13 protein-coding genes are annotated in these 11,411 nt (G+C 53.0%); 8 read left to right on the top strand and 5 right to left on the bottom strand.

All coding sequences use genetic code 11. The annotated features are described in order from the left end of the window. Nucleotides 1-19 precede the first annotated feature (19 nt). The 5 genes from ACX3YF_RS31155 to ACX3YF_RS31135 are packed head-to-tail and all read right to left on the bottom strand — an operon-like array spanning nt 20 to nt 4,491. Nucleotides 20-772, bottom strand: coding sequence for a TrbJ/VirB5 family protein (locus tag ACX3YF_RS31155; RefSeq protein ID WP_458974885.1), 753 nt, complete (start codon nt 770-772; stop codon nt 20-22). Continuing rightward, nucleotides 706-3,390 carry a VirB4 family type IV secretion/conjugal transfer ATPase gene (locus ACX3YF_RS31150; protein WP_458974884.1) on the bottom strand — a complete coding sequence of 895 codons (2,685 nt, stop codon included), beginning with the start codon at nt 3,388-3,390 and terminating at the stop codon, nt 706-708. Before ACX3YF_RS31150 ends, ACX3YF_RS31155 begins: the two co-directional genes overlap by 67 nt. Continuing rightward, nucleotides 3,377-3,676 carry a VirB3 family type IV secretion system protein gene (locus ACX3YF_RS31145; protein WP_177029812.1) on the bottom strand — a complete coding sequence of 100 codons (300 nt, stop codon included), beginning with the start codon at nt 3,674-3,676 and terminating at the stop codon, nt 3,377-3,379. The genes ACX3YF_RS31150 and ACX3YF_RS31145 overlap by 14 nt, the downstream gene beginning before the upstream one ends. Beyond that, nucleotides 3,673-4,143 (bottom strand): TrbC/VirB2 family protein, encoded by a 471-nt coding sequence (locus tag ACX3YF_RS31140; RefSeq protein ID WP_177029811.1) that lies wholly within the window; start codon nt 4,141-4,143, stop codon nt 3,673-3,675. The genes ACX3YF_RS31145 and ACX3YF_RS31140 overlap by 4 nt, the downstream gene beginning before the upstream one ends. Nucleotides 4,144-4,161: 18 nt before the next feature. Further along, nucleotides 4,162-4,491 carry a hypothetical protein gene (locus tag ACX3YF_RS31135; RefSeq protein ID WP_218168420.1) on the bottom strand — a complete coding sequence of 110 codons (330 nt, stop codon included), beginning with the start codon at nt 4,489-4,491 and terminating at the stop codon, nt 4,162-4,164. 634 nt (nt 4,492-5,125) lie between these two features. Here ACX3YF_RS31135 and ACX3YF_RS31130 point away from each other — a divergent pair. From ACX3YF_RS31130 to ACX3YF_RS31095, 8 genes are all read left to right on the top strand, one after another. Beyond that, a complete protein-coding gene (locus ACX3YF_RS31130) occupies nt 5,126-5,893 on the top strand; it encodes a ParA family protein (protein ID WP_122388818.1) in 768 nt (255 codons plus the stop codon). A gap of 10 nt (nt 5,894-5,903) precedes the next feature. Beyond that, nucleotides 5,904-6,812 carry a ParB/RepB/Spo0J family partition protein gene (locus tag ACX3YF_RS31125; protein ID WP_122388817.1) on the top strand — a complete coding sequence of 303 codons (909 nt, stop codon included), beginning with the start codon at nt 5,904-5,906 and terminating at the stop codon, nt 6,810-6,812. Next, entirely contained in the window at nt 6,809-7,159 is a 351-nt protein-coding gene (locus ACX3YF_RS31120) for a TrfB-related DNA-binding protein (protein WP_122388816.1), read from the top strand. Before ACX3YF_RS31125 ends, ACX3YF_RS31120 begins: the two co-directional genes overlap by 4 nt. Nucleotides 7,160-7,278: 119 nt before the next feature. Next, nucleotides 7,279-7,470 carry a hypothetical protein gene (locus ACX3YF_RS31115; RefSeq protein WP_177029810.1) on the top strand — a complete coding sequence of 64 codons (192 nt, stop codon included), beginning with the start codon at nt 7,279-7,281 and terminating at the stop codon, nt 7,468-7,470. 112 nt (nt 7,471-7,582) lie between these two features. Then, complete coding sequence (locus ACX3YF_RS31110; protein ID WP_458974883.1) at nt 7,583-8,206, top strand: recombinase family protein; 624 nt, start codon at nt 7,583-7,585, stop codon at nt 8,204-8,206. Between the two features lie 518 nt (nt 8,207-8,724). Further along, nucleotides 8,725-9,276 carry a helix-turn-helix domain-containing protein gene (locus ACX3YF_RS31105; RefSeq protein ID WP_086799825.1) on the top strand — a complete coding sequence of 184 codons (552 nt, stop codon included), beginning with the start codon at nt 8,725-8,727 and terminating at the stop codon, nt 9,274-9,276. Nucleotides 9,277-9,816: 540 nt separating this feature from the next. Further along, complete coding sequence (locus ACX3YF_RS31100; protein ID WP_458974882.1) at nt 9,817-10,527, top strand: hypothetical protein; 711 nt, start codon at nt 9,817-9,819, stop codon at nt 10,525-10,527. Between the two features lie 82 nt (nt 10,528-10,609). Continuing rightward, entirely contained in the window at nt 10,610-11,026 is a 417-nt protein-coding gene (locus ACX3YF_RS31095) for a hypothetical protein (protein ID WP_458974881.1), read from the top strand. Nucleotides 11,027-11,411: the final 385 nt, after the last annotated feature.

Below are 11,411 nucleotides of genomic sequence, written 5' to 3'. Positions count from 1 at the left end.
CTTTTCTCGCACGCGAGAATTACTGTTCTTTCCACTTGAAGAATTTTTCGTTATCCGCCGTTGCCTGGTTTTCGGCGTTGTTCAGGTTCGCTTGCAGGTTCATGTTCAACGCTGCCAGCTTCGACTGAGCCGAGGACAACATGCCGTTCTCAGCGGCAATACGGTTTTGTAGATCTGCGGCATCCTTGGCGTTGGCGGTGTGATCGACTTGTGCCGAGAGCGTGGCCAGGTTGTTCAGGTGGACTTGCACCTCGCTGTAAAGGGCGTCACCACCAGACATTGCAGCGCGAACGGCGTTAGAGCTGAGCTGATAACCCTGAGCCCGTTGGCCCTGCGGGTTGTTGAACAGTTCCTGCGGCAGGGTGTTGATCAGCTGTTCGTAATACGACTGCTTGCTGCCATAAGCGCCGGAGCCTTGACGAGAAACGACTTCCTGCCATGACCCAGGCACGACCGAGGCCGAGTTGATGGCGTCATTCAGGCCGATAGCGCCGCGACCATACGAGCCCTTGAGGCTTTCCAGGGTGCGGTTTTGCGTCTCATAGGACTGTTTCAACGTATCGAACTGCTGCTTCAGAAGAGCGTATTCGTTGGCCAATGCGAGCCAGGTGCCGGCGTCACCAGTTGGAACGCCGGTAGCGTGTGCTTGGCCGCTAATAGCCATGACCACCGCCGTAACGAGGCTCAGCTTTTTGATAGTCGTCATCATTTGACCGCCTTCAAGTTGTGAGTGTTTTTGGCTTTGGCTTCGGCCATGAAGACCGGCACCCATTGCTCTGGATCGTCAGAGCCCAGGCGCTTGATGATCGACTCCATCAGAGCCACACCAACATCGTTCGAGGACAGCACGGGGATGAAGTCGGACAGATCGGCTCGGTCATCCTTCGAGGTCAGATCGAATACAACCCTGATCGACTCTTTGCCGCGACGGATAAGGAACTTGCGGGAGCCCTGGCCGATTTCGCGGATCCACTTGAGTTCAGCGGCGGTCAGGTTTTGATGATCCTCATCAGTAGCCGCGTCGTTCGACAGATAGACCTTGGTGGCACTCTGTTTGTCGATTGAGTCGGTTTCACTGCGGAAGTACTTCGCATCAGGCGTGACAAAGATAATCAGGCCGTTTTTGCGACGGATCTGCATGATGAAGTTGTCGATTCGCTTCTTCCAATACTCGTTCTTCACCAGGTTTTGCCCTTCCTCCAGTACCAGGATGAAAGGCGTGCCATCCATTGCTTGCTCGATGCGATGCAGCGGGTAGCTCAACACGACCGGAAGTTCTGGCCGCGCCTCACCGCCCTTGAGCAGTTCCATCATTTCAAAGCAGTAATGCCGCGACTTGTTCAGGTCGATAGAGTCATTCACGTTGTCGAAGACACCGGCATTCGCGCCGGTGACACCCTTGGCGCCGTGCCAGATGGCCATAACATCGGCCAGTTCACCCTGGCCATACGTCCACACTACGTTGCGGAACCGGCGATCCTCGAACGGCAGGTTGTAGTTTTCGTCCACCAGAGCCTTGAAGCGCTTGATGTCATCAGCGGACGTAGGGGTTGATGCGTAGCACTGACGCATCAGTACCTGCAGATCCACCAGGAACGCACGGTTTTCAGCGGTGTCTGGCAGTTTGAAGGGGTTCCAGTTCATGCCGCTATGAGGGGAAAGCGTGGTATGCACGCCCCCCATAGCCGCCATGAACACCTTGGCACCAAACCTGTTATCGAACCAAAAGACTCGCGGCTTTGCTTTGTCAGCCTCACTGACGAGAAAACTGAGCACTGTCGTCTTACCCGAACCAGTATCAGCAGCCATAGCCATGTGTCCTGCAACCATCCCTTCCAGCTCACGGTGGAAGTTGAAGTTGTAGGAGGTGCCGCTTTCGGTTTCAAAAACGGTAACAGCTGGCCCCCACAAGTTGCCGTCTCGGCGGCCCTTGGCGAAATTGTGCAGCGAAGCAAACCCCGCGAAGTTGCTCGACTTGATCTTGCCGCGACGGCCAATCAGGTTTTGTGCTTGGCCAGGCAGCTGGGACCAGTAGAAGGTTTCCAACCCCATCCACTCGCGCACCGATTTGACGTTCAGATCAACAAAGCAGTTTTCCACCAGGCCCACGGCCTTATCGAGTTCCTTGGTGTTTTGCTTGCGGTTCTCATCCGAGTCCATAGGCAGAGACGGCACATGCACAAAGATGGTCAAGTGGTGCAGGCCGTTGACAGCATCACCACGGCGCAACGCCCGGATACCCTCAGTCAGTTCCTTGCTGTCATCGTCGGCAATGCCGTGGGTGTCCGAGACAGTCAGGCGCCGCTGTTCTTGCGTCATAGCCGATTCAGCTTCAATTCGGTTAGAGAAGAAGAACGATTGCGTGATGATGTATTCCACCGGCTGCTGCAGGAACTTGTTCATCATCCGCGACGGGGTTCTGCGCGGCCATTCAGCCATGCTCAACATCGCACCGATACGGGAACTGGTGCTGCCGCGTACTTCGCACATGGTTGCCAGCACGCGAAAGTTAAGGCGCGCGTATGGCAACGTTTCGCAGAGCTTCTGATCGCTCAGGGGGATCTTGCGATCCTCAAGGTTGATCAGGTAGTTGAAGAACGTACTGAGTTCAGAGAATTCTTCCCCCAGGTAGTCATTCACGACCTCAGAAGGGTATTCCTGGTGATCGCCGTTGTGCTCTTTGAAATCCGCCCAGCTCCAACGAAACCGGCGCACAGCGTCGTACACCCGGTCACGGTCGATCATGTGCGAATCGGATACAGGGTGCCGCTGCACTTTCAGGCGGGTCGCGCCGTACTCGGACAAACCACCCAGCAGCAAATTCGCCGCCTTGTAGAGATCGTCAGCCATATCGTCGTAGGACTCAGCATCCTGCTTAGTCGGGCTTGTCCCTGTAATAAGCGCAATGCCGCGATCCATCAGCCCTGGAACACCAGACCGGAAACGGTTGCGAACCAGCGAGATATAGATCTCGTTGACGTAGAACCCTTTATGTTGATACCGGGCACGCCAAGCTGCGTTGAGTTGCTTGGAGAACCAGGTACCGCCCTCGCCTTCCGGGAAATCGGTGACCTTGCGGCGCACGGTATGCACATACAGGCCCAAGTTACTGGACGCGATAGTACGCAGCAGCGTGTTACGGCGAACTTCAAACTGTTTGACCTGTTCATCGGTCAACGAATCAAAGAGCAAGCCATCAATCTTGATAACTTGCACTAACGCGCTTTCCTTGGTCATCACCATTTGACCATCGTAGTGATAATCATACGGCACCATTTCGCTGACTTCCAACTCCAGCAGATCCTGTTCGGATCCTGCTGGCTGTTGAACGCCAAGCGACAAGTCGAGATTGCGCGTCAATTTCTTAAACGCTTTATCAACGAGGCGCATAACTCCGATACCCCCACACGTTCCTATTCCGAGAGGCCCGTAAACGAAATGCAGATTGCAGGACGCCAAACAAGTAAACGTCTTTGCTGCAGATGTAATACGAAAAGCCAAACAGTAGTGGTATTGCCCCAACCGGCCATAACGAGCGAATTACCAATGCTGTTATGAGCGGCCCAAAGATGCTGATAAGAATGCTCGATAGCGTGAAGGCGCCGACCATAGATGGCCGAGCCATCGCTAAGACGAGCACCTCACCCTCATCGGGTGCGTGCTCGACCGCACTCATTGCAGTGAGTTTGCTGCGCCGGACTTGATCTCGGCGACGATATTCGGAGCGAAGAACACCAGGAACACACCGGCGACAGTCCAACCGAAGGTTGCCCACTCGACACGGCCCGACTTGGCCCGGAAGCCCTGCACCACGATGGCGAGGATGCCCAGATAGTAACCAATGTCGAAGATCAGGAAGCTAACAATGTCTTTGAGCAGGTTCTTGACCGAACTCATGTCCAGCGCCGCGTTGGCAAACTCAGGGAGAAGGCTCAGGGAGAACAGCGACCCGAAGACGACGATCTTTTCTGCCTTGGCAGTCCAGTCTTTACGCATCAGGGCCGCGTGGTTCATTCCGTGTTTCGGAATGAAGATATTGCGGAGGGTTGTTACGGTGTTGCTTTGTTGAAGCTTTGTTACCCAGGATTGTTTGTTAATGGTTTCTGACTTACGGAAAGTCGATTTTCCAGTTTCGAGTTGCATATCCTTGCCTCTTGATAGTCATGACGGGGAATCCCCGTACGTTATGGTTATTTCTTTGTTCGGGTTGTTAGGGCAGGTCTCTTTTATAAAGTCGATGGCGGTATCGGCATTCTTAAAAAGTCTGGTCATCCCTAACGCAGTTACAACGGAATACACTTGTCCAGTTGACGGACTTTCGATGATGAGTGCCCACTTGCGCACATCGTCCAAATAGCGCTCTTGCAAATGAACTCGGTAATCCGGCTGGGCGTTGGCGAAAACTGCCAGTTCTTTTTTGTCTAGGGATTGCATCATTTCCTCTGGATAGCTCAGTGCTAAAAACAGAGCGGATACTGGAGTCCCTGACATTTTTCTTCTAGATCCCACCTCGCATTTTCTTCCTCTTTTGTGTTTTGTTTAACATTTTGCATGTTTCGTGGCTCACTATAATCATTTCATTTCACGAAATCAACATTTCGTGGCGTGTTTTTTGGATCCCATCGAAAGAACGGACGAGCGAATGCCCCAGGAATGAACCTGCGCACTGATGAGCATTGATAAGTGATTGAGAAATAAGGCGTTTCACGATCTATCCCTTGAAGCCAGTGTGTCGGCCTCATGTCGTGCAATAAGGAAGGCCCGTAATAGAGCCTTCATCGCGGGTATGACTGTGAGAAATAGTCTTTGTTCAATCAGTGGGGGGGAGTTCAGGCGGACGGAAGGACGGGGGATGTCGAGGGCAAGGGCTGACCGGGAGCCGCCCCGATCAACCCTCTGGCCAGCTCTGGAGCGCGCAAGGAAACTGATCCCGCGCTACCAAAAGCGACGTGGCGCGAATTCTAGCAGCCGAAAAACGAATTCTCGCGTGCGAGAACGCATCACTGCGATCTGTGGTTTCTTGCGTGCGAGAAAAACAAAGTAAACCCTTTTTAGGGGTTGACCAACGGGTTTACCATCTGCACACTTGAATCACGGTCCACTATCGGACAAGTCGGAGATCATGATGAAGATCACAACTGTAGCGAATCAGAAGGGCGGCGTAGGTAAGACCACATTGGAGGTTCACCTAGCCTCGTACGCGGCAGAAGATGGTAAACGAGTCCTGGTCGTTGACCTCGACGAGGGCGATCTTTCGCAGTTTTTTGCCCCTGCCGAGGATGGCGATGATACGCCCTATCTAATGTCCAGCCAGCTGTTTAATGGCGGGCATGATGGACTGCTGCCACGCCAGGTCGGCCCCAACATCTGGCTGATCGAGGCTGACGTAGCGCTGCTCGACGTGGACGATATGGCTCTGGATGTAATCCACAATCTGCGGCCAGCGCTGGACCGGTTTACCGACGACTTTGATCTCTGCATGATCGACACCCCGCCCAACCTTCAACGTCGCATGGTTGCAGCCTTGACGGCCTCCCATGCCGTAGTGGCACCGTTCAACATCAGTGCCTTCACTTTGGCTCGACTCCCGAAGCTGATGAACACCATCGAAACCGTGCAAGAGCAGTACAACCCTGAACTGCGTTTCTTGGGTTACTTGCCGAACCTGGTGAACAGCCGTTCGCCCGAGGAAATAGACGCCCTCCCCGGCCTCCGCGAGAACTACGGCAGCGCCATGTTTGCAGAGCAGATCATCTACCGGCCTTGTATCAACAAGTCGCTGGCCGCTGGTAATCCGGTCTGGTGGAAGGCACGCAGCGGCAGTCAGCGCGAAGCTGGCCGGGAAATGAAACGGGCCTGTAAGGCCGTGCTCGATAAAGTTTGGGCTGAATGAGGGCTATGTCATGACAACCAAGAAACCCAATGCATTCGGGGGTGCGGTCAAAAAGCTTTCTGACTTTCAGAAGCAAAAAACGGCAGTGCTGGAAGGTGAACGCATCATCAAAGTCAGCCCCGGCGAGGTTGAGTGCAAGCCGCAAATCCGAGGCAAGGACAACCCAGGTTTCACACAAGAATCTCTGATGGAGCTGGGCGACGACATTGAACAGAACGGACAGGCCGAGGCTGCCGTTCTCCGGCCTCACCCAAACCCTGAAAACGGCTTCAAGTACCTGATGGTCGCGGGCGAGCGGCGGTTGCGGTCTTGCGCACTCAAAGGTCTTTTGCTTGAAGCCGTGGTGCGCGACCTCACAGATGCCCAGGCCAAACGGATTCAGCGCTCTGAGAATGTCCAACGCGAAGGGCTGATGCAGATCGAAATAGCCCTGTCCCTGAAAGCTGACAAGGAAGAATTAGGCACCCTGCAGGCAGTTGCTGACGAGTGGAAAAAGAGCGTCAGTTGGGTGGCTGAACGCCTGTCTTACCTAGATGCCATCGAGGCCGGGGGAGCGACCCGCACAGCGGTACAGAACGGTGTAACCGCTGACGTGTCGGTGGTAAACGACCTGGCGCGCCTTGAACGTCTCGACCCTGCCGCCGCCGCCGGTGTAGTGCAGCGGGCCGAGGCTGATCCTGACTTGAACGTACGCAACGAAGTACGCACGCAACTCAAAACAACCAAAGCGCTCAGGATCGGCGGTGGCAAAGTCAAGCCCAAGACACCCGGCAAAGCGACGGAACTCGACCTGCTGAAAGAACAAGTCGCCGTACTGACCGAACAGGTGAAAACCTTGGAGTCTGAGAAGGTCTATCTCGCTGAGGAACTGGAGAAAACACGGCAACAAATCGCTGACCAGTGGAAACCCGCAGAATGACTACCCGTCCCGTTGACCAGGACTTACGGATACCGCCCGGGGACTTCGAGCGGATCCGCAGTAACTCAAAGATGCACAGCCGCAGCCTCGACGTGGCCTTTGAAATCCTTGTTGAGGGCAAGAAGCTCGTGGCGGTGGCCAACGCGCACGGCCTGACGAAACAACGCGCTCTGGCTATCCGCGACAAAATCTACTCAGCCTATCTACTCCAGGCTCCCGAAGGCTGGACATATGCGCAGATCTGCGCGCCCGAAGAAATGATCGATCGTTTTGTCAAAGAGGCTGACACCGTGCGCTTGCAGTATTGGCAGAACAAATCCATGACGAAAAAGGACCATGACGCATGACCGACAAAACCACACTCGATGCACTGACCAAACTGCTGCAGTAAGAGACACGTTCCCGGCACTGGACCGGATTCATCGGCGCCGCAACAAGTAAGCCACCTCGAATGGAGAACAGCCACATGGAACAGACCGACCAACATCCTTTGATTGGCAAAACAGTGGAATTTCAGACCAACCTCACCTCATTCGGAATCGGCCATGTCATCGCCGTAGACCTGGCCACTGAACGAGTCAGCGTGATCGACGACGAGGGGCAACGGTGGAACGGCAATATGGATCAGATCGAAGATGTTTCTTTAGGGCATACATGAACTGAGACAGTCAGAAGCAAACAGGCCAGGGTTTTACTTCGATTAATGATACGTTCAATTTGATACACTATTAAATGAACACTCAAAATGATACGAAGGAGTAGAGCCCGTCATGTTCATCCGTTCTTATCTGCGCGCCTCGACCATCGAGCAAGACGCGAACCGGGCCAATGCTGCGTTGGAACAATTCGCAGCTGAACATGGTCACCTCATTGCCAACACATACACAGAAAATGCCAGCGGCACCGAAGCGAATAGGCCCGAGCTTCTTCGCTTGCTCAAGGATGCGCGCAAGGGTGACGTGCTCCTGGTTGAAAGCATCGACCGGCTGTCACGCATGGAAGATCCTGATTGGCGCATGCTCAAGGCTACTATCGACGCAAAAGGACTTTGCATCGTCGCGCTCGATCTGCCAACCAGTCACCTGGCGTTGAGAGTCACCCAAGGCGACGAATTCACCAGTCGCATGCTTGGAGCAATCAATAACATGATGATCGAAATGATGGCGGCTATTGCTCGGAAGGACTATCAACAACGCCGTGAGCGGCAAGCCCAGGGAATTGCCAAAGCCAAAAATTCGGGCGCATATAAGGGCCGACCCATTGATGCCGATCTGCACAAGCGAGTAGGTGAGCTACTGGCTGCAAATTTGGGCATTCGAGCAACTGCCCGTCACGCAGGTTGTTCAACCACGACCGTTCTCAAAATCCGTGATCAGGTTCAACAGCTCAGTTAATTGAGCCGGTCGGAAGTGACTGACTAGCGAAGGCGAAGCCGTAGTCTGTCAGGCGCTTACGAGTGGCCGCCGCCGGCAGGCGACTTTGACTGATTAACAGCAGGGCAGAGGACGACAGTTAGAGATCATAAGAGGCAGGACTTCTAACCCCTTGATTTACGGGGCCTCCAGAGCAGTAGATAGCTCAACCTATGAGCGAACCTTCGGTCATCAACTGTGAACCAACCTCGCTCATACGCTGTGACCTAACCTAGCTCACGTAATGAGCTACCCCGTGGATGAGCTAACCCTCGCTCATCGGTGCTCGATAGCAAACATCCTTGAGCTACCCGTAGCTCACAACATGAGCTACCCCTAGCTCATTTTTTGCGCGCTATCCGACAAGTCTGTCAGATAGCGAACAAATTTGATCTACCCATAGAGCACAGCGTGAGCTACCCTTGGCTCATTCTTGCTCGCTATCTGACAAGTTTGAGAGATAGCAAACAACACTTTTTGACGATCTGACAGGAGGGTCAATGTCTGAGGAAATCCGCAATCTACACCAACCCGCACCACGCGGGACTTGGGTTCAGACAGAACGTGCTGGCCACGAAGCATGGGCGCAACTGATTGCGCACGCTCCACGTGCGGCCCAGCTGCTGCACATACTCGTGGCCAACATGGATAAGAGCGGTGCCCTCATTGCCAGCCAAGCCACCTTGGCCAAGTTGATGGAGACCTCTACAGCCACGACAAAGCGAGCTTTGTCGGTACTGATCGAGCAGGCTTGGATTCAGACAATACGGCTTGGCAGTGATCGAGGCGGCGCACTGGCTTACGTGGTGAACAGCAGGATCGCTTGGGCTGATAGCCGCGAAAACATTCGCTTTGCACGGTTTAATGCTCGAGTACTTGTGTCCTCGGAAGACCAAAGCGACCTTGGAACCGGCAAGCTGTTGAAGGCGCCTGTCATGGCACCAGGAGATATTCAGTTGCCATCTGGTGACGGCAAGAGCCCGCCAGTTCAGGAGACTTTGGAAGGCATGCTGCCTGATTTGCCATCGATCACTGATGATCCGGAAGCCTGAAAACGACGAAACCCGCAGCACGGCAATGCTTGCGGGTTTCTAGGTTTCTGCGAAGGAGCAAAAGACCGTTCCGACATGCTACCCCGGCGCCCGGTTTTTTCCAACCACTCGTACCCCATGTCGAAGTCGAACATTTCGTAGCTGCGAAATTGCACTCCACTTGACCACCTGACTGCATCGGTACTGACCACTCGTTTGCATTGCACTTGACCAGGCGTTTGCATTCGATCTGACCACCGAGTGCATCGGATTTAACCAACACTTAGTAACCATGATCGGCAAAGAGCTGCCGGTGGCGACAGTGCGACAGGCAGAAATCGGCCAGGAGCGGACGGTGGACATAGTGATGGAAGATGGTTAGCGTCACCGATGCTGCTTTCGAATCTAGAAGGCCGCAGAGCTTGCCGTCACCCCTGTCGTGTTTCTCTCTGGGCGATGTCGCGTTTACCGCGACCATGGTTCAAGCCGTTCGCTTCGCTCACTAGGGACGGGCTAAAACCCGCACCTTAACCAAACATTATGCGCAATATGGAAAGTGATATGGCCACTATTTATGCTTATGTAAAAATTTATGACGATATTGCGCATGCTCATGATTTCATGAGGGGCAAGCTCTTCATGAATATAATCAGAGCTTTTAAAGAGCATCGAGACGAAGCAGGTGAGCTGAGAGGAGATGAATGCGAAGGAATAATTGCATGGCACCAGCCAGAAAATATACAAATCGCAATCAATGGTCATAGTATCCCCAGTGCTGATATTGCCGCACCTATTCCAATTCACTCAAATGAAGTCCTACGTAAAAACGCTTTTTGCATTTACTCATTAAACAGTCGTGGCCATGATTCTGTGACCGCTGAAACTCTAGGCGACCTAAAGGCAACACTACAAATACATGAGTCATGTTTTGGACTTGGCTCTCACTGCGTTGTAGTTCTAAACGCAACCGAATTTAAATCCAGAGTTGAAAAAGCAGTAAGGGCACTTGGTTATTCTGGCTCACTTTGCCTTGTCGACTACTTTGATGAGAAAACATTCAGCGGCAATCTACCCAAGGATCGTTTTGGCTATCAAAAGCGAAGTTTTTTTAAACACCAGCGAGAGTACAGGGTGCTTATTGATACTGAGCTTGAAGAGCCAAAGCCAATATTTCTAGAGGTTGGTGACTTGAGTGACATATGCATCATAACAACACCAGTGGAGTTTAATTCAAGCCTCCAGCTCAAGCTCCCTGACGGCAGTTGCGCATAAATCGCTCACTACGCTCACTGGGACCGCGTTCCGCGGCCCCTTTACCTAAACGTTAAGCGTCATCGGCAGTATAGAGGTCGGCATGAAGCTAAATAAAATGGATGTAGCTCGTCGCCAGCTTGCAGTAGCCATAGAGCTATTTCTTGCTGATGGAGATTTGATCTCGATAATCACTCTGGCAGGTGCGGCGGAAGAAATATTTGGGAAAATAGCTTTAAAAGCAGATAAAGAGAACTCTCTGGGATTCATGGTCAGAACTCACAAGGCCCTAGGTAGCACCACTACCGAGAAAGAGCTAATAAAGCACGCAAATTTAGTTAGGAACGCTTTAAAGCATGCCAATGACGAAGGCGACGAAGAGATTGAGTTCGACGAGCGGCAAGAAGCCATCTCCATGTTGAGTCGAGCGCTAACAAACTATTTTAGAGTCAGCATTGGTGATGCCCTCCCATTAATGGAAAAAGTCTACAAACACATACATCGTATTGAGGACGCTTAACAATTGTATATGGACTCTCCCCACAAGTAGTGAGCAAAGCTCTTCCAACCCAGTCGTCAGTGCGGTTGCATTCGTATATTCGGCCTGTAATGGGCATCGCCGCCCTGACCACTCTGTAGTTCGCGCAACGGGGGCCAAGCGCTCATAGACGAAGGCAGGTAACTTCCGAATTGAACGACCGCAGTGGGTCGGCTGCCTCCGGTGGCGACAGGCAGAAATCGGCCGATTCTGTTGAAAAAGTCGGCTATGGTTTCCACGGCAGAAAAGTACGCGCTTGAGATTGAAATATTTACTTTGAGCAGAGGATTCCGGGCTCGGATTTCACGTAGCAGCGTGCAAAAAAGACGTTTTCACCAGTCAATGACCAGCTAGTTTGGGCAGACCG

Source organism: Pseudomonas fluorescens group sp. PF-69 (genome assembly GCF_054481235.1).
Note: the sequence above shows the minus strand (reverse complement) of the source record. Positions and strands in the feature narration are given on the sequence as shown.

What these genes read in the sequence shown, in the direction of transcription:
- ACX3YF_RS31100 (WP_458974882.1), top strand. Translation starts at nt 9,817, where the DNA reads ATGGCCACTATTTATGCTTATGTAAAAATTTATGACGATATTGCGCAT.
- ACX3YF_RS31135 (WP_218168420.1), bottom strand. Translation starts at nt 4,491, where the DNA reads ATGTCAGGGACTCCAGTATCCGCTCTGTTTTTAGCACTGAGCTATCCA.
- ACX3YF_RS31105 (WP_086799825.1), top strand. Translation starts at nt 8,725, where the DNA reads ATGTCTGAGGAAATCCGCAATCTACACCAACCCGCACCACGCGGGACT.
- ACX3YF_RS31140 (WP_177029811.1), bottom strand. Translation starts at nt 4,143, where the DNA reads ATGCAACTCGAAACTGGAAAATCGACTTTCCGTAAGTCAGAAACCATT.
- ACX3YF_RS31145 (WP_177029812.1), bottom strand. Translation starts at nt 3,676, where the DNA reads ATGAGTGCGGTCGAGCACGCACCCGATGAGGGTGAGGTGCTCGTCTTA.
- ACX3YF_RS31095 (WP_458974881.1), top strand. Translation starts at nt 10,610, where the DNA reads ATGAAGCTAAATAAAATGGATGTAGCTCGTCGCCAGCTTGCAGTAGCC.
- ACX3YF_RS31120 (WP_122388816.1), top strand. Translation starts at nt 6,809, where the DNA reads ATGACTACCCGTCCCGTTGACCAGGACTTACGGATACCGCCCGGGGAC.
- ACX3YF_RS31155 (WP_458974885.1), bottom strand. Translation starts at nt 772, where the DNA reads ATGGGTGCCGGTCTTCATGGCCGAAGCCAAAGCCAAAAACACTCACAA.
- ACX3YF_RS31115 (WP_177029810.1), top strand. Translation starts at nt 7,279, where the DNA reads ATGGAACAGACCGACCAACATCCTTTGATTGGCAAAACAGTGGAATTT.
- ACX3YF_RS31130 (WP_122388818.1), top strand. Translation starts at nt 5,126, where the DNA reads ATGAAGATCACAACTGTAGCGAATCAGAAGGGCGGCGTAGGTAAGACC.
- ACX3YF_RS31150 (WP_458974884.1), bottom strand. Translation starts at nt 3,390, where the DNA reads ATGCGCCTCGTTGATAAAGCGTTTAAGAAATTGACGCGCAATCTCGAC.
- ACX3YF_RS31110 (WP_458974883.1), top strand. Translation starts at nt 7,583, where the DNA reads ATGTTCATCCGTTCTTATCTGCGCGCCTCGACCATCGAGCAAGACGCG.
- ACX3YF_RS31125 (WP_122388817.1), top strand. Translation starts at nt 5,904, where the DNA reads ATGACAACCAAGAAACCCAATGCATTCGGGGGTGCGGTCAAAAAGCTT.